The following is a 16,396-nucleotide window of genomic DNA, read 5'->3' as shown; positions in this document are numbered from 1 at the left end:
CTTTGGGCGGTCGCGCTGCACCGGAGATGGGCGTTAACTGGGATGCGGCAGTGTTGACGCTGAGAGGAAGTGCCGCGATGTCGTTGACGGTCCCGGAAGAATTGGTCAGGAAGGCGCAGGCTGGCGCCATGACCGATGACGAATTCCTGGCCTGCGTTCAGAACTCGCTTCCCTACGCCTGGTCCGTGGTCGAGCGACTGGTCAAGCAGTACGAGAGCGGGGCGACGATCGCCGAGGACGGCACCGTTCCGCCGGATGACCAGGCGTGGGGTGAGCTGCTGCGCTTCGCTGCCAGCGACTCGATGCGCGGGGCCGTCGAGCGGAAGTACGGCGTCCGGCTGGCCTTCCAGAACTGCTGCAAGACGGGCCTGTTCGCCCCGTCGGCGGTCAAGGAGTACGAGGAGTTCGTCTCGCCGCGCGCGCAGATCCTCAACCAGAAGCCCGAACTGATCAACTGCTAGGCATACGTCAAAGGCGCCCGTCGCGAACCAGTGCGGCGGGCGCCTTTCGTATTTTCATGCTCTTATTGCAATGGGTCTACGCGGAGCACGTATTCAAGCTCGAACCTATGTGCATCCAACAATATGTCGGCGGTTTCCACGGGTGTCTCGTTTGAGTACGTGGTCCGTACGATGATCACAACCGGCGTGCCCTTGCGAAGCTTAAGGGCCTCAGTCTCCGACGGCCGGGGCATCCGCGAACGAAGTCTCTCGACGACCCGCGTCGGCCGCATGTCGATAGCCGTGAAGCGGTCCACCAGGCCGGCCGTCATCATGACGCCTTCTTCGGGGCGCTCGATGACCGTTCCCTTGGTGATCTCCAGCGGCTCGTACGAGTGCGTGAGCATCATCGGCTCGTCGTTCGCGTACGACGTGTAGTCGGTGCGCATGACGTCGGCACCGATGGGGATCTCCAGGCGATGGGCAATGTCGGCGCTCGCGCGATCCGGGTAAGTCTCGTGGCTGTACCGGGGGATGCGCTCGGCGGCTAGCGCCTCCTCGGCAAACGGGGCGCCGGGGTTGGTGCGGTAGTGCTGCTCTGACCTGCGGATGAGCGGCTGGTACCGGCGGACGAACGCGCCGAGTCGCTGGACGCGATCGATCAGTCCTTCGCTCTCCAGCAGGTCCAGGGCCTCGCGGGCGACGATGCGCGACACCTCAAACTGCTCGCTCAGCGCCTCCTGCGATGGCAGCCGGTCGCCTGGGGCGAGATCTCCGCTGACGATCCGCTCGCGCAGCACGTCAGCAACACGTTCGTACATGTGCTCGGGCACGGTCGCTCTCCTGCCTGGTTCGGGCCTGCTTGATCAGCTTAGTTGACTTGGCATGCCAAGCCTTGGTATACCTAGATAGACCTTGGCATACCAAGGGAGCGGCGACAAGACCGCGAACGGCTGAGAAAGGGCCTCTGACATGGCGATCATGAAGGGACACCGGTTCCCGATCGAGTTCGACAGCGCGTTTCCGCAGGGCTTGGTGCTGGTGGGCGAGGTGGCACCCGACAACGAATACCAGTCTCGGGAAGACCGGGCAGCGGGTCGTCCGACTCGACAGCGGGTCGACGAAGCCACCGGCAAGCGGCAGTGGAAGGCCACCGTCACCGACCCGGACGAGACCAAGGCGAAGCGCGCTTCGTTCGAGATCACGCTTCTGGCCGACGTCCAGCCGGTTCCGCTGACGTCGGAGGCGCTGCCGGGCATGCGCCCGATCGAGCTGGAGGGTTTGACGGCCGAAGCGAAGGTGGCCGGGCAGGGGGAGTTCAAGTACCTGTCCTACGCCTTCCGTGCGACCGGCTTCAAGGCGGCCGGAAGCGGTTCCGGGTCCAAGTCGACGCGGTCGACCGCGACCGGTGAAGCGTCGGTCAAGGCGGCGTGAGCGACATGAACACGTCCGGGCCGGTTCGCAATGCTGCGGCGTTTCACGAGCTGGTCCGGGCGTGGGAGCAGGCGTACCGCGACTACATGGCGGCCTGGGAGCACGGGTCTGCGGTGCTGTCGCCGACGAACGCCAAGAACACGGCAAGTGCGGCACAGCGGGTGTCGCGAGCGTGGCATGAGCTGGCCAAGTCGCGCGGCCTGCCTTGGTGGTGCGTCGCGGCTCTGGAGTCAGCCGCCGAAGGGTTCGAAGAGCTGGCGAAGGAATGGGCAAGCAAGGCAGGGCGGCATGACGGCCAACTGGGACGGGCTCGGCGTGACGTGGATCGTCGGGCGGGAAGCGGAACTGACGGTCGAGGAGACTGGTTCGGACCCGGGGCATCCGCCGATGCTGGTGCTCGCGGGGGCGCCGTGCGTGGTGATGCTGCGGCCGCCGGACGACCCGGCGATGTGGCCGGCATGCGTGAAGTTCCTTCGCCAGCTCCGCGACGGCGCGGAGGACCTGGCGGCGCTCCTCGAAGCTCGCGCGGCGGCTCGGCTGGTACGTGATGAGCAAGCCGGTTGAGCCGCGCACGCTGCGGGACGCGCACGAGATCGCAACGGAGCGCCTTCCGGCGCCGGACGCGAACCCGTCGGTGTGGCTGGCTTTCCGGCAGGCGAACGCGCGGATGTACGAGAAGGTTGCCGACGTCGACCGGGGGCATCACCACGAGGCGTTGTACTGGGCGGGTTACGAGCGGCGGAAGGCGGGGGAGGTATCGGCGCAGATCCAGGGCGGCAAGTCGAAGTCTGAATAGTCGCGTGTAGACACACGAGCAGTCAAATATTGCAACGAAAAACGCGCGCTATGTCGTGCGGCGATGAAACGCGTCCTCGTGCGGGTGGCGCGGAACCGTAAGGCGCAGAAGCGGAAACTCGGCTACCAACCATGCCGCTCCTGCGCTGTCCACAACCGTGGGGTGTGAACAATGCAGACGCTAGACGATGACAACAGGCGTGCGCCAGTGGGGGTCACCCGCTCGCGCTGCGCGGAATGCAAGCGGTTTGCTCGGCTGCTGCCGGGTGAGACCAAGTGCGCCCCGTGCTTGGGTGCGTTGCCGCTGGATCTCTCGGCGGTGTTGCGGGGTGGCCAGTGATGAACCTGTCTCCGGGATTCCTCGTGGTGGCCCTGGGTGTGCTGGGGCTGGGTGTCTGGGTGCTGCACAAGATCGGTCGCGCATTGGCGTCGGTTGTCGAGGCGCTGGCCGCGATGGTGGTCGTGTTCATCGCCCTTTGGTGGGCCTGCAAGGCGGCGTTCTGGCTGCTGGCGCAGGTGGTGACGCGGTGGCGGACCAGCCTGGCCGTGGTCGTGGCCTACCTGTGGTGCGTGTTGCTGGGCTGGCTGTCGCTCGTGCTCGTCCTCGGTGGCCTGGCACTGATCCTCGCCCTGTGGCGGCTGGTCGACATCGTGTCGTTCGATCAGTGGTGCTGGCGGTTCCTGCGCTCGTGGTGGGCTCGTTGGGCGGTCTACGGGCGCAAGCTGCCCGGCTGGCTGCATGCCTGTGGTCTGAGCGTCCGCGATGACGCGTTGCCGGTGGAAGTGACGGTGAACCTGGTAGGTCGCCGGAAGGTGTCCCGGGCGACCGCTCGGCAAGCCGGAGTGCAGATGCCGAAGGTCCTCAGTGTCCGGTCGGGGCCGTCGTGGGATGAGGTCCGGGTCCAGCTAGTGGCCGGCCAGAAGCCGGAGGACTTCGACGAGGCCGCTCGTGCGCTGGCGTCGGCGCGGAGGGTCGCTCGGTGCCAGGTGCGGGAGCTGGAGCCCAACGTGGTGTCGGTCGACTTCCAGCGGCGGGACCTGCTCGGCTCGGTCGTGCACTCGCTGCCGGTGCCCGATCTGCTGGCGGCTGACGCGACCGGTGTGGATCTGCGGCGCGTGTGGTCCGGCCACACCGAGTACGGACACGACTGGCGAGTCCCGCTGTCCGGCTCCGGCGCTCACTGCCTGACGGCTGGTGCCTCGGGCGCGGGGAAGAACTCATTGATGTGGTGCCCGCTGGTGTCGGCCGCGTCGGCGATCCGGTCGGGTGTGGTCCGTATGTCCGGGATCGACCCCAAGGGCATGGAACTGGCCTACGGGCGCGGAATCTTCGCTCGGTACGCGGTGTCCGGTAAGGACGCGATCGAGGTCCTGGACGATCTCGTAGGCACGATGGAGGCTCGCAAAGCCGAGTTCGCCGGGCGCCTGCGAACGGTTCCGATCAGCGTCGAACACCCGCTCGAGCTGCTGGAGTTCGACGAGATCGGCGCCCTGACCAAGTACACCGACCGCAAGACCCGTGATCAGATCGTCGAACGAGTCGCGCTGTTGACCACCCAGGGGCGGGCCCTCGGGATCACCGTGCGGGGCTACGTCCAGGAACCGACGAAGGACACGGTCCCGGTCCGCGAGCTGTTCACCCGCCGCGTGTGCCTGCGGGTGACCTCGAAGACGCACGTCCCGATGGTCCTCGGGGACGGCGCCTATGAACGGGGCGCGTGGGCCAACCGCATCGGAGATTCCGAAGCCGGCGTCGGCTACGTGTGGGGCGAAGGTATCCGCGAACCCCTGCGCATCCGCGCCGGGTGGGTGTCCGACGAGACGGTCAAGGCGCTGGAGCAGTACGTCACCAACGGCGTAGCTCGACCCGCGCTCGGTGGCGAGGGGGTGGCGGCGTGAACCGGCTGATGGTCTTCCTCGACACGATCCGCGATCACCTGGATCTGCACCAGCTTCCGCCGGTGGCGACGTTGACCGTGCGCACGTGGTCGGACCCGCTGACGGTCCAGCTCGACGCCCACCGGCTCCCCGATGTCGCCGGGGCCTTGCTGGCCTGGGCGAACACGCTCGATGAGGTGTCGGCTTCGCTCTGGCGCACCTCGGACGGCGATTCGGTGCACCTGTCGGTCAACGGCCGGACGCCGTGCGGCATCCCCGTCCACGTCTACAGCGGCGTCCACTTCGACCCAGCGGTGTTCCCGGACCTGCCCGCTGGGACGCGGCAGGACATGCCCGTGTTCCAACTCCGCCAATGGTCTCGCCCCGGGGAGGTGGCTGCCTAATGACGAAAGAACAGACCCAGCCGGCCACCGGCACGCGGGCCGAACGGATGCGGACACCGCTGGCCGCCGACGTGATCCGGGCGACGGCGGAGAAGCACGGCGTCTGCGTCCGGCCGTTCACGATGGAGGTCGGCGACACCGAGACCGGCGAACTCCGCTACGTCCCCGTGCCGTGTGGTTCCACCGTGGAGTCGGTGTGCCTGCCGTGCGCGCGGAAGGCGAAAGCGCTTCGGCAGGCCCAGTGCCGCGAGGGCTGGCACCTGACCGAAGAACCCGACCTCACCCCGGAACCACCGACCGAGGAACAGACAGAGCTGCTGACCTACCGGGCCGATCTCGTGGCGGCCTACCGGAAGGTGGTTAAGCACGACCAGGCCGAAGCGGAGGAGCTGCGGGAGGAGATCACGGGGGTTGACGCGGAACTTCGGCAACTCGGGATGCGCGGTCGGCTGCCAGCCCTCGACGTCCCGACCAGGCGGGCCGTGAAGCGCTCGACCAAGCGGCGGCAGGACGCGCCGAACCTGCCCCGGCGGAAGGTCGCCAAGATGACGGTCGGTCGGGAGTTCGCGGGCAGGTTCCGGCCGTCGATGTTCGTCACGCTGACGTGCGACACCTACGGCCCGGTCCGTGGCGACGGCTCGCCGGTCGACCCGTCCCGGTATGACTACCGGCGGGCGGCCCGGGACGCGGTGCATTTCTCGGCGCTGGTGGATCGGTGGTGGCAGAACCTGCGCCGGGTCGTGGGCTGGGACGCGCAGTACTTCGCGACGGTCGAGCCGCAGAAGCGGACGGCTCCGCATCTGCACGCGGCGATCCGCGGGGCGATCCCGCACGACGTCATCCGGCAGGTCACCGAGGCCACGTATCACCAGGTCTGGTGGCCGTCACACGACGAGATCGTTTACACGGAGCGGCTGCCGGTCTGGGACCCGGACACCCGGGCGTTCCTCGACCCGGACACCCGGCAACCCCTCACCACCTGGGATGACGCGGTCGAGGCCGTGGAGGACCCGGCGCACGTCGTCACGTTCGGGCGGCAGGTGCACTCCAAGGGCATCCTCGGCGGGACCGAAGAGGCCGGCCGCCACATCGGCTACCTGACCAAGTATCTGACCAAGTCCACCGGTGAGGTGGTCGAGGCGGACACGGCGCGGCTGCGGGACCACCACGACCGGCTGCACGCCGAACTGTCGGTGACGCCGTGCTCACCTCGATGCGCGGTCTGGCTGCTCTACGGGATCCAGTCCAAGGGCGCCGGGAGCAAGACCACCCCGGGCCACTGCAAGGGACGCGCTCACCGCCGGACCACGCTCGGGCTGCCGGGACGGCGGGTGCTGGTCTCTCGAAAGTGGTCGGGCAAGACCCTCGACGACCACAAAGCCGACCGAAAGGCGTTCGTTCAGCAGGCGCTGGCCGCGATCGGGATCGAGAAGCCACAACCGGACCCGGCCCGGCTGATGTGGCGGAAGGTCGAACCGGGAGACCCGCAGGTCCCACCTCGGCCGCACCTGGTCATGCGCGCGATCGCGGAGCGGATCACGTGGAAGGCGGAGTACGACCGGGCGTTACTCGCTGCTGCCGGACCACCAGGGGACGGTCCGGAAACTTCGGCAACTCAGCTCGCAGCTTGATCGACACGGGGGAGAAGCACGTGAAAACGCAGTACTTGAACGTCAAGGAAGCCGCCGCCTACCTGGGCACCACGGAGCGTTTCATCCGGCGGCTGATCGCGGAACGGCGCATCGCGTTCCACAAGCTCGGCGTGCACGTCCGGCTTGCCCTCGGGGACCTGGACGCGTTCGCGCAGGCCGGGCGAGTCGAGCCGGTCCAGGTTAACTGGTCGGCCGGCCGGGCGGTGGCGTAATGGCGAAGAAGCAAGGTCGTCGCCGGTTCGGCTCGGTGCGCAAGCTGCCGTCCGGGCAGTTCCAGGCGTCGTTCATCGGGCCGAACAGCCAGCGGCAGTACGCGCCCAACACCTTCCGGACGAAGACGGACGCGGATCGCTGGCTCGTCGGGGTCGAGGCCGATCTTGCCAAGGGAGCTTGGCTGGATGACAAGCTCGGCCGGGAGACGTTCGGCAACTACGCCAGTGAGTACCTGCGCACGAACCCGGAGATCGGGGAGCGCTGGGAGGAGACGTGTCGGCGGAACATGCGTCTCCACATGGTCGAGCTGCTGGACCGACCGCTGATCGCGATCACCCCGCCCGTGGTCCGGAGCTGGTACGCCAAGGCGCTAGCCGGGACCGGCGGGAAGACATCCATCGCCCAGTCGTACCGGTTCCTGCGAGCCGTCATGAACTCGGCAAAGCGTGACGGCGCGATCGCGGTCAACCCGTGTCAGATCCCCGGCGCGGGCTCAGACAAGGCGAAGGAACGGGGGATCGCCAACCCCAAGCAGGTCGCCGAGGTCGTCGAGGCGATCACTCCGCGATACCGGGCGGCTGTGCTCCTGGCGGCCTGGTGCGGTCTTCGTCGTGGGGAGGTGTGTGGGCTGCGAACGGAGGACGTCGACCTGGCCGGCGGCGTGGTGTGGGTGCGGAAGAACCGAGTGGAGCTTCTGGAGAGCCCAAAGAAGTACGACAAGGACCCCAAGACGGACGCGGGGCGTCGGCCGGTGTCGGTTCCTCCGCACGTCATGCCGTACCTCCGGGAACACATGAAGGAGTGGGCCGGTCGGGACCGGTTCTTCGTCGGCAAGGACGGGCGGCCGATGAACGGCAACGCGGTCTACCAGGCGTTCGTCCGGGCTCGCGTGAAGGTCGGCATCGGAGTCAGCTTTCACGACCTGCGGCACACCGGCCAGACGCTCGCCGCCAGTGCGGGGGCAACGCTGGCCGACCTGAAGAAGCGGCTCGGGCACGCGTCGGCCGCCGCGTCGCTGCGGTACCTCCACGCGGTCGAAGGGAGGGACCGGGAGGTGGCCAACGAACTGAGCAAGCTCGCCGCACACGGTGATGCCGCCAAGTTGCCCAAGTCGATCGTCGTCAAGCACTGAGATGACGACCACGATCCGGTCGTCATCCTCGTGGATGATCCTTCCTAGCGCCCAGTGCGAGATCAACTTTGTCGCACCGGGCGTGGAGGACATCGATTTCGTGGAAGCTGGTAGCGCGAGTGCCGCGGCAAGAGAGCGAGCTAGTGGTGCACCTGATTCGGCGGAGTTTGTAGCAGCCGGCTCGGCATGGCCGATACTGGTAGTCAACGGTCCCGGGCTAGACGAGGGGTTCAGCGTGATCGAGTCGGTGGAGCTGATAGTGGCGGCGTTGGCCGCCGGTGCTGCGACGGGGGCGAAGGAGACAGCGTCGACGGCGGTGAAGGACGTCTACGCGGGGGTGAAGACGTTGACCCTGCGGGCGCTGCGCCGCACGGAGCCAGCGCAGTCTGCGGTAGTGCAGATGATTGAGTCCGACGCGGTCGCAACGATTGACGACGAGAGTGGCGCTACGCACCGGCGCGAGCTCACCGCTGCACTGACCGCAGCGGAGGCCGGGGCGAATGAGGAGCTGGTTGCGGCGGCACTCAAGGTTCTGCAGCTGACTGACCCCGAGGGAAGCCAAGCAGGCAAGTACCAGGTGATTCTGCACGGCAACAAAGGCGTCCAGGTGGGTGACCACAACACTCAGACCAACACCTTCGGCTAAGTCGGCTGCAGATGCCTACAAGCCCGGTCTCCCCGCAATCCGACCCTTCCCGGTCTTCGGGTTCGGTTCCGCCTGCATACGAGATTCGCAATAGCCAAGGTGTACAGGCAGGCGACTACAACATCCAGTACAACACTGTGTTGCGGGCCCCATTGCCCGCGATGGAGACAGTGCCCGCGCTGCCGGGGCTATCCCAGCTCCCTCCCGAGACAGGGCTGTTCGTGGGGCGATCCGGCGAATTGGAGCAGCTTGATAAGGCATTGAGCGTTTCCGGGCGGGCAGCGGTGGTCGCGGTCCACGGTCTGGGCGGGGTGGGTAAGAGCACGCTTGCGGCCCAGTTCGCCCACCTCAACGCCGCTCGATTCGAGTTCCGATGGTGGATCACCGCGGACTCCCCGGCTGCCATCGACGGCGGCTTGGCCGAACTTGCAGTAGCCCTCCTGCCGGCCGTGGTAGATCGTCCGGTAGAAGAGCGCATTGCCCTGGGGTTGCGGTGGCTGGCCACGCACGACAAGTGGCTGCTGATACTGGACAACCTCACCGCTCCCAGCCACGCCGCCCCTCTCTTAGAACGAGTGCGCTCCGGCACCGTCGTCATCACCAGTCGACAGAGCACCGGCTGGCGAGACCTGACAGCGGTTCCGCTTGACGTGTTGGCCCCGGACGAAGCTCTCGGTCTACTTGAGCGAATTGTTCGGGTCGAATGGCCCGAGGCGGACCTAGCCGAGGGAGAGCGGCTATGTGCGGAGCTGGGGTGGTTGCCATTAGCGGTAGAGCAAGCTGCCGCCTACATCGCACAGACGCGAATCACCCCGGCTCGCTATCTGGACCTGCTGGCACAGTTGCCGGCGCGGATGTTCACCGCAACCGCCGAGGGCGGCGACGCGCAACGAACGATAGGCAGAGTCTGGCGAGTCACCTTAGATCACCTGGCTAGCACTCCTTCAGCAGGGCGACTACTCCGAGTCCTGGCGTGGTACGCATCCGACGAGATCCCGCGTGCGCTCCTGGACGACATCTTCGCTGAGCCTGACCTGCTGGACGCTGTTGGCAGATTGGCTGCCTACAGCATGATCAGCCTCACCGCCGACACGATTGGTGTACACCGCCTGGTGCAGGCTGTGGCTCGCACCCCTGATCATGAGGACCCTCATCGGCGCCCTGAAGACATTGTCACTGCCTGCGTCGCCGCTACCGTTGCTCTCAATAACGCCGTCGGCGAACTTGATCACCGCAATCCATCTTCTTGGGCCGCCTATCGGGCGATCCAGCCCCATGCCCGTGCCTTGTTCGACCACACCGCCCCTGACGTCGACACGGAGGACATGAGTATTCTCCTGATCAAAATAGGGGTCTACCTCGACAGTCAGGGCGATACAGCGTCCGCCATCGCCTACCTTACCCGTGCCGCTCAAGGATCTGAGCGCCGTCCTGGCCCCGACCAATCGACCACGCTGGCCGCACTGACAAATCTGGCCAACGCTTACTGGGCAGCGGGCGACCTCGACCAGGCGATTCCTCTGACCGAATCGACTCTTGCTAAGAGTCTTATCGAACACGGCCCTGACGACAGAAGTACACAAGTATTGCGGAACAATCTGGCCAATGTCTACAAATCCGCGGGGGATCTTGAGCGCGCGATTCCGCTCCTGGAGTCCGCCGTTTCCGACCGTGAACGACTATGGGGAATCGATCACCCAGACACATTGACAGCGAGGAATAATCTGGCGAACGCCTACCATGACGCTAGAGATTTCTCACGGGCAATTGAATTGCATGCCTCCGTTGTGGCCGACAGAACGAGGGTCTTAGGCGCCGATCATCCGGCCACGCTCAACTCGCGACACAATCTAGCGCACGGATATCAGGGAAGGGGCGATGTAGAACAGGCCAAGTTGCTCTATGTTTCAATAGTTTCTGACCGAACGAGAGTGTTGGGCAGCGACCATAGGGACACGCTGGGTACGCAGCACAACTTGGCGAACGTTTTTAGGCAGGAAGGCGACTTCATGCGGGCGATCCGACTGCATAAGTCCGTCCTTAGTCGCTATCTCGAGACGCTAGGGGCTGATCACCCGAACACTCTCAACTCGCAATTAAGCGTTGCGAACACTTACCGTAGCGCGGGCAATCTGGCGCAGGCTATCCGCTGGCACGAGTCTGCCGCTGCAGAGCACGTCAGGGCTTTGGGTGTCGATCATCTGGATACGCTAAGGTCGCAGATAGGCCTGGCGGACGCCTATGAGGAAAAAGGCAACTTAGAACAAGCAATCCAGCTTTATGAATCAATTTCTACCAGAATTGTAGCCGTTTTGGGGTTAGTTCACCCCGAAACGCTGTATGTTCGAAGCAGTCTGGCCACAGCTTACGCCTCGGTGGGCGACTTGGGGCGAGGAGTCACGCTTTTGGAATCCACCGCGGCAGACTGTGTACGAGTGCTTGGGTCCGCTGATATTCTTACCTTGACTGCGCAGAACAACCTTGCCACTGCCTATGCCACCGCCGGCAACCGAAAGCGGGCGACTGCTCTGCTGGAGTCCGTCATGGCCGACTGTTTGCGGGTGCTGGGGTCAGATCATGTCACTACAATTGAAGTCCGCAAAAACTTAGAAGCCGTTCTAAAGGTTGATCGCCGTAAACCCACTTCGCCGCCAGTTGGCTAAACGTGGACCGCGGCGCGGTGCACAATATCTGCTTCTCCGGCATTTCGGGTGTACGTTGTGTCCGTCGTGATGGACCCATAAGGTGGATAGGAAACAGTTATCTCGGTGAATTAGCAACTCTTAGTGGTCCCAACGACTGGCAGCATGGTGGTCGCATAGCGATGGCAAACTTGGCCGCGCGCCCAGCCCTTCGGGCCACTCCTTGAGCAGGCAGTCGCTACCTGGCCGATCGTGGTCGTGGACAGTTGGATCGACAGCCGTGGGGTGGGCCGGCGGAACCGTTCGTGTCGGCGGTGGGCACCGGTATTACTCAGGTTGTTGATCAAGGCCGGGATGGGGCCCTTCGGCGTTGGCATAGGCCATGTGCGTGCATTCATGTCGAGGCACCTGGTGTGATGTTGCACGGGGGTTGCACGTGGCGGCGGTGTCACCCTCGTGACCTGCGGAAACGTCTGCGCCTGAAAAGCGGAAGGTCGCCGGTTCGACCCCGGCCCTGGCCACCCCCTAAGAAGCCGTCTTGACTCCGGTCGAGGCGGCTTTCTTGTGTGCTCGGCCAGGATGTGACCATGACCGACATCTGGGACGCCGAAGCCGCCACTTTCGACGATCAGCCCGACCACGGCCTGCGGGACCCCGCCGTGCGGGCCGCCTGGGCGGATTTGCTGCTGCCGCTGATGCCGCCGGCTCCGGCGGCCGTCGTGGATCTCGGGTGTGGGACCGGCAGTCTCTCCGTGTTGCTCGCCGAGGCCGGTCATGCCGTGTGTGGCGTCGATCTCTCCCCGCGGATGCTCGCGGTCGCCGCGGGGAAGTCAGCCGCGGTGGACTTCCGTGAAGGGGATGTCGCCGATCCGCCTTGTCCGCCGGGTTCGTACGACGTCGTCTTGGCGCGGCACGTCCTCTGGGCCATGCCCGACCCGGCCGCCGCGCTCGGGGCCTGGGTGCGGTTGCTGAAGCCCGGCGGCCGGCTGGTGCTCGTCGAAGGGCGGTGGTTCACCGGGGCCGGGATCGCGGCCGTCGAGTGCGAACGTCTCGTCCGCGCCCATCGCAACACCGCGACGGTGACCCGGCTCGACGACCCCGCACTGTGGGGCGGGCCGATCGACGACGAAAGGTACGTGCTCGTCAGCCTCGGCTGAGCCAGGATGTGGTCGTGTACTGCCTGGAAGCCGTCATCGTCCGCGGCGCACCCGCTCTCGACGGGTTCCGGAAGGTGCCGGCGGGGTTCCAAGACACCTTCGCCGCGTGCTCGGAGCTGGGGCCCGTGGCTTACGTCGAAGCCGACTACTTCGGCGGGACCGGAACGCAGTCGGCGCAGGTGTGGCACCGCGGTGCCGTTGTCCTCGGTCCGGTGCGGGTGGCCGAAGGCGAGCGCTTCTCCGCGGCCGGCAGCCCGATTTCGCAGGCCCTGCGCGCGCTCGGCGTCCAGCGCGGTGGTCACGTCGACGAGTTCGACGCCGCCGGGCTCGGGCGGCACCGGCGGGTCGAAGGGTGGCTCGCTACGCCGAACGAGTGAACCGCGCGCACCCGTGTCCGGGCCACCGCGACAGCCTCGACCCACCGGTGAAAGGCGGCCCACCGGGGGCCGCCACCCACACACGGGGAGCCGGACGTGCGTTACCTCCTTACCCTCCACATGAACCCGACCACCTGGGCCACCCTCACCGACGACCAGAAGAACGCCGTCTACGCCGGGCACGGGGACTTCATCAAGCTCATCACCGAGTCCGGTGAGATGGTCGGGACCAAGGCACTCGCCGAACCCGGCGAAACCACGACCGTCCAGGTCAAGAACGGTGTGGCGCAGACCAGGACCGGCGCCTTCGTCGAAGCCGAAGCCTTCCTCTGCGGCTACTACGTCGTCGACGTCGAGAGCGAGGCGCGGGCCGTCGAGCTGGCCGCGAAGATCCCGGATGCCCAGTACACCGCCGTCGAGGTGCGGAAGGTCGTCCACGAAGGTTGACCTCCAGCTTGGTCGAGGGTCCACCATGGATCCATGACCACCGAAGGGGAATGGGGCATCGACGCCGTCGACCTCGACGCCTACCTCGCGCGCGTCGGACAGCCGCGGCGGGCGCCGTCCGAAGCCGCTCTCACCGAACTCATGCGGGCTCACGCAAAAGCCATCCCGTTCGAGAACGTCGACGTCGTTCTCCGGCAGCACCAAGGGATCTCGCTCGACGTCGTGAGCGCGAAACTCGTCGGACGGCGGCGGGGAGGCTACTGCTACGAACAGAGTGGCCTCTTCGCCGCCGTCCTCGAGCAGCTCGGCTACACCGTGCACCGGCTTTCCGCGCGCGTGCAGCCGCGGCGGCCCGGGCCCTACACGCACATGACGCTCGTCGCCGACGTCGACGGGAAGCAGTTCCTCGCCGACGTCGGGTTCGGGGCCGGGATCCTCGACCCCATGCCGCTCGTCGACGGCCACGAAGTCGACCAGGCCGGCTGGGTGCACCGACTCGAGCAACGCCAGGACTGGTGGACCCTGCAGAAGGGCGACGAGGACATCCTCGAATTCCGCCTCAACGAGATGCACCCCATCGACTACGAGGTCTACCACCACTACACGTCGACGCACCCGAAGTCGCCGTTCCTCGGACGGCTCGTGGTCATGCGGATCGAGCCCGGCCTCAGCCGCAAGCTCCTCGGCCGGGAGCTCACCGTCGAAAAACCCGGCGGCAGCAGCGAAACCACCACCATCGCGCCGGAAGAACTCGACGTCACCCTCAAGGACCTCGGCCTCGAGCTGACGCCGGACGAGCTGCAGCGCCTGAAGGCCGTCTACTGACCGAACAGCTCGGCCGCCGGCACCGGGCGGCCGAGGTGGTAGCCCTGCGCCTGGTCGCAGCCGAGCTCGCGGAGCAGGTCCACCTGCTCCGCCGACTCGACGCCCTCGGCGATCACCGTCAGGTCCACCGCGTGGGCCATCGCGATGATGCTGGTGACGATGGCTTCCGCATCCCGTGACTCGGCGATCCCGGTGATGAACGAGCGGTCGATCTTCAGCGTGTCCAAGGTCAGCCGGCGCAGCTGGGCGAGCGACGAATAGCCGGTGCCGAAGTCGTCGATCGCCAGCAGCACGCCCAGCGAACGCAGGGACGCCAGCACTTCCGCGGCCGCTTCCTGGTCACGCATCAACGCGCTTTCGGTGACCTCCAGGCACAGCGCGCCGGCGGGCAGCCCGGTGGCCGCCAGCGCGTCCTGCACCGCCGGCACCAGGTGCGGGTCGTCGAGCTGGCGGGTGGAGAGGTTGACCTTCAGCGTCAGGTCCAGGCCCTGGCGCACCCGCCGCCCGGCGAGCTCGCGGGTCGTCGTGCGCAGCATCTCCTTGCCGATCACGTTGATCAGGTCGCTCTCCTCGGCGAGCGGGATGAACTCCGCGGGCGAAATCGCGCCCTGACGGGGGTGCGTCCACCGCATCAGCGCCTCGACCGCGACCATCTCGCCGGTCCGCAGGTCGACGACCGGCTGGTACGCCGCCCAGAGCTGGCCGTCGTGGACCGCGTCGCGCAGGTCCTGTTCCATCCGCAGCCGCCGCTGCACCCGCTCGCGCAGCCCGACGTCGAAGAAGTGGTGACGCCCGCGGCCGAGCGCTTTCGCCTGGTACATCGCGACATCCGCGTCGCGCAGCAGGTCTTCGGCGCTGCGTCGGTCGTCGCGGGCGACGAGCACGACACCGATGCTGGCGTCCAGGTGCAGCTGCCTGCCGAGGACGCCGAGCGGCTCGGCCACCGCGGCCCGCAGGTGCTCGGCCAGCGCCCGGACCTCGCCCGGGTCGGTGACCTCGCCGGTGACGACGACGAACTCGTCGCCGCCCAGCCTGCCGACCAGGTCATCGCGGCCCGAGCTGCGGCGCAGGCGTTCCCCGACGATCCGCAGCACCTGGTCGCCGACCGAGTGGCCGAGCGAGTCGTTGATGACCTTGAACTCGTCCAGGTCGAGGAACAGCACGGTGACCGCGCCGCGTTCGCACCTGTCGAGCCGGTCGAGCACCAGGGTGCGGTTCGCCAGCCGGGTCAGCGGGTCGTGGGTGGCGTCGTGCGCGAGCCGCGCGCTGATCGCGCGGGTTTCGGTGATGTCGGTGAACGACGTGACCACGGCCGGCGCCGCCGGGTCGTCCTGGTCGAGCAGCCGCGAGGTCAGCGACACCCAGACGTCGCGGCCGTCCGGCCGGCGCAGGCGGACGACCAGGCCGTTGTGCGTGCGGCCGGTCCGGCGGGTCTGCACCGACGGCAGCTCGTCCGGCGGGATCCACCGCCCGGACTCGGTGAACAGCGTCAGCGTGTGGCACGGGAGGCCGAGCAGGTCGGCCTCGGCGACGCCGAGGATCCGGCAGGCCGCCGGGTTGGCCGCTTCGATGAGCCCGCCGGGGCCCATCACGAGGACGCCTTCGTCCAGCGACGCGACCACCGTGCGGTAGTTCCGCTCGGCCCGCCGCCGCGCGGTTTCGTCGGCGCAGACGAGGACGTACCCGTCATTCATCTCAGCTGCCGAGACGCGGACCGCCAGGGGAGCGCCGTCCCGCCGCCGGTGCACCGCCTCCGCGACACCGCCGCCGCGCCGGATGGCAGGCAGGTCGAGCGGCGCGCCGACGAGCTCGCTCGCCCGCCGCCCGACGGCCTCGGCGGCGGTCCACCCGTACACCGCCTCGGCGGCCGGGTTCCAGCTGGTCACGACGCCTTCGCCGGTGGTCGCGATCAGCGCGTCGCTGACGTGCGACACCAGCGCGGCCTGGTAGCGGAGGGCGTCGGCGGCCGCCTTCTTCGCCGTGATGTCGCGCATGACCACCTGGTACGCGCCTTCGCCGAGGCGCACCAGCACCGTTTCGACGGCGAACTTGCTGCCGTCCAGCCGGGACATCAGGGCTTCGACGGGCTCGCTCGCCTGCCCCGGTTTCGTCAGCTTGCCGAGCGTTTCGAGCAGGACAGGGCGGGCGTCCTCGGCGACGAAGTCGGTGAACCGGCGGCCGACGACCTCGTCGGCCGAGCGCGCGGCGAAGGTTTCCAGGGCCGCGCGGTTGGCGTAGGTCAGCACGCCGTGCTCGTGCACGCAGATCGCGTCCGGACTCAGCTCGACCAGTTCGGCGAGCGAGTCGGCCTGCATGAGCGTCCGTCCCCCGTGAAGTCGGCGTGTGGCCCGTCG

Annotated in this window: 17 protein-coding genes; 15 read left to right on the top strand and 2 right to left on the bottom strand. The window is 67.1% G+C overall.

The window, feature by feature from the left end:
• Positions 1-26 precede the first annotated feature (26 nt).
• Positions 27-461, top strand: a complete 435-nt coding sequence (locus HUT10_RS25595; RefSeq protein ID WP_368660831.1) for an SCO5389 family protein — start codon at positions 27-29, stop codon at positions 459-461.
• A gap of 62 nt (positions 462-523) precedes the next feature.
• On the opposite strand, the gene HUT10_RS25590 is transcribed toward HUT10_RS25595, so the two are convergent.
• Positions 524-1,273 (bottom strand): GntR family transcriptional regulator, encoded by a 750-nt coding sequence (locus HUT10_RS25590; RefSeq protein ID WP_176173534.1) that lies wholly within the window; start codon positions 1,271-1,273, stop codon positions 524-526.
• A 139-nt stretch (positions 1,274-1,412) separates the two neighbouring features.
• On the opposite strand from HUT10_RS25590, the gene HUT10_RS25585 reads away from it, so the two are divergent.
• From HUT10_RS25585 to HUT10_RS25520, 14 genes are all read left to right on the top strand, one after another.
• A complete protein-coding gene (locus tag HUT10_RS25585; RefSeq protein WP_176173533.1) occupies positions 1,413-1,874 on the top strand; it encodes a hypothetical protein in 462 nt (153 codons plus the stop codon).
• Between the two features lie 288 nt (positions 1,875-2,162).
• A complete protein-coding gene (locus HUT10_RS25580; protein ID WP_176173532.1) occupies positions 2,163-2,438 on the top strand; it encodes a hypothetical protein in 276 nt (91 codons plus the stop codon).
• Positions 2,422-2,670: an AMED_5909 family protein gene (locus tag HUT10_RS25575; RefSeq protein ID WP_176173531.1), complete on the top strand. Its 249-nt coding sequence runs from the start codon at positions 2,422-2,424 to the stop codon at positions 2,668-2,670. Before HUT10_RS25580 ends, HUT10_RS25575 begins: the two co-directional genes overlap by 17 nt.
• Positions 2,671-3,008: 338 nt before the next feature.
• Complete coding sequence (locus tag HUT10_RS25570) at positions 3,009-4,568, top strand: FtsK/SpoIIIE domain-containing protein (protein WP_176173530.1); 1,560 nt, start codon at positions 3,009-3,011, stop codon at positions 4,566-4,568.
• Complete coding sequence (locus HUT10_RS25565; RefSeq protein WP_176173529.1) at positions 4,565-4,951, top strand: hypothetical protein; 387 nt, start codon at positions 4,565-4,567, stop codon at positions 4,949-4,951. The genes HUT10_RS25570 and HUT10_RS25565 overlap by 4 nt, the downstream gene beginning before the upstream one ends.
• On the top strand, positions 4,951-6,582 hold the full coding sequence (locus HUT10_RS25560) for a replication initiator (protein ID WP_176173528.1): 1,632 nt from the start codon (positions 4,951-4,953) through the stop codon (positions 6,580-6,582). The genes HUT10_RS25565 and HUT10_RS25560 overlap by 1 nt, the downstream gene beginning before the upstream one ends.
• Before the next feature lie 20 nt (positions 6,583-6,602).
• Positions 6,603-6,815 carry an excisionase family DNA-binding protein gene (locus tag HUT10_RS25555; RefSeq protein WP_176173527.1) on the top strand — a complete coding sequence of 71 codons (213 nt, stop codon included), beginning with the start codon at positions 6,603-6,605 and terminating at the stop codon, positions 6,813-6,815.
• Positions 6,815-7,948, top strand: coding sequence for a site-specific integrase (locus HUT10_RS25550; protein WP_176173526.1), 1,134 nt, complete (start codon positions 6,815-6,817; stop codon positions 7,946-7,948). The genes HUT10_RS25555 and HUT10_RS25550 overlap by 1 nt, the downstream gene beginning before the upstream one ends.
• 1 nt (position 7,949) lies before the next feature.
• Positions 7,950-8,594 carry a hypothetical protein gene (locus HUT10_RS51230; RefSeq protein WP_254897030.1) on the top strand — a complete coding sequence of 215 codons (645 nt, stop codon included), beginning with the start codon at positions 7,950-7,952 and terminating at the stop codon, positions 8,592-8,594.
• Between the two features lie 11 nt (positions 8,595-8,605).
• Positions 8,606-11,257, top strand: coding sequence for an FxSxx-COOH system tetratricopeptide repeat protein (gene fxsT / locus HUT10_RS25540; protein WP_368660778.1), 2,652 nt, complete (start codon positions 8,606-8,608; stop codon positions 11,255-11,257).
• 566 nt (positions 11,258-11,823) lie between these two features.
• Positions 11,824-12,393, top strand: a complete 570-nt coding sequence (locus HUT10_RS25535) for a class I SAM-dependent methyltransferase (protein WP_176173524.1) — start codon at positions 11,824-11,826, stop codon at positions 12,391-12,393.
• Between the two features lie 14 nt (positions 12,394-12,407).
• The gene (locus HUT10_RS25530) at positions 12,408-12,770 is read left to right on the top strand and encodes a hypothetical protein (RefSeq protein ID WP_176173523.1); all 363 of its coding nucleotides are present in this window, start codon (positions 12,408-12,410) and stop codon (positions 12,768-12,770) included.
• Between the two features lie 96 nt (positions 12,771-12,866).
• On the top strand, positions 12,867-13,217 hold the full coding sequence (locus tag HUT10_RS25525) for a YciI family protein (RefSeq protein WP_176173522.1): 351 nt from the start codon (positions 12,867-12,869) through the stop codon (positions 13,215-13,217).
• Positions 13,218-13,250: 33 nt separating this feature from the next.
• On the top strand, positions 13,251-14,042 hold the full coding sequence (locus HUT10_RS25520; RefSeq protein ID WP_176173521.1) for an arylamine N-acetyltransferase: 792 nt from the start codon (positions 13,251-13,253) through the stop codon (positions 14,040-14,042).
• Here HUT10_RS25520 and HUT10_RS25515 read toward each other — a convergent pair.
• Positions 14,036-16,357, bottom strand: coding sequence for an EAL domain-containing protein (locus tag HUT10_RS25515; protein WP_176173520.1), 2,322 nt, complete (start codon positions 16,355-16,357; stop codon positions 14,036-14,038). The genes HUT10_RS25520 and HUT10_RS25515 overlap by 7 nt on opposite strands.
• Positions 16,358-16,396: the final 39 nt, after the last annotated feature.

Source organism: Amycolatopsis sp. Hca4 (assembly GCF_013364075.1).
GTDB lineage: Bacteria > Actinomycetota > Actinomycetes > Mycobacteriales > Pseudonocardiaceae > Amycolatopsis.
This window is presented reverse-complemented; position numbering and strand designations above follow the sequence as displayed.

Bases quoted from the DNA above. Each gene is read 5' to 3' on its own strand.
- HUT10_RS25515 (WP_176173520.1), bottom strand. From the start codon at position 16,357: ATGCAGGCCGACTCGCTCGCCGAACTGGTCGAGCTGAGTCCGGACGCG.
- HUT10_RS25580 (WP_176173532.1), top strand. From the start codon at position 2,163: ATGACGGCCAACTGGGACGGGCTCGGCGTGACGTGGATCGTCGGGCGG.
- HUT10_RS25575 (WP_176173531.1), top strand. From the start codon at position 2,422: ATGAGCAAGCCGGTTGAGCCGCGCACGCTGCGGGACGCGCACGAGATC.
- HUT10_RS25585 (WP_176173533.1), top strand. From the start codon at position 1,413: ATGGCGATCATGAAGGGACACCGGTTCCCGATCGAGTTCGACAGCGCG.
- HUT10_RS51230 (WP_254897030.1), top strand. From the start codon at position 7,950: ATGACGACCACGATCCGGTCGTCATCCTCGTGGATGATCCTTCCTAGC.
- HUT10_RS25535 (WP_176173524.1), top strand. From the start codon at position 11,824: ATGACCGACATCTGGGACGCCGAAGCCGCCACTTTCGACGATCAGCCC.
- fxsT (WP_368660778.1), top strand. From the start codon at position 8,606: ATGCCTACAAGCCCGGTCTCCCCGCAATCCGACCCTTCCCGGTCTTCG.
- HUT10_RS25595 (WP_368660831.1), top strand. From the start codon at position 27: ATGGGCGTTAACTGGGATGCGGCAGTGTTGACGCTGAGAGGAAGTGCC.
- HUT10_RS25520 (WP_176173521.1), top strand. From the start codon at position 13,251: ATGACCACCGAAGGGGAATGGGGCATCGACGCCGTCGACCTCGACGCC.
- HUT10_RS25550 (WP_176173526.1), top strand. From the start codon at position 6,815: ATGGCGAAGAAGCAAGGTCGTCGCCGGTTCGGCTCGGTGCGCAAGCTG.
- HUT10_RS25570 (WP_176173530.1), top strand. From the start codon at position 3,009: ATGAACCTGTCTCCGGGATTCCTCGTGGTGGCCCTGGGTGTGCTGGGG.
- HUT10_RS25560 (WP_176173528.1), top strand. From the start codon at position 4,951: ATGACGAAAGAACAGACCCAGCCGGCCACCGGCACGCGGGCCGAACGG.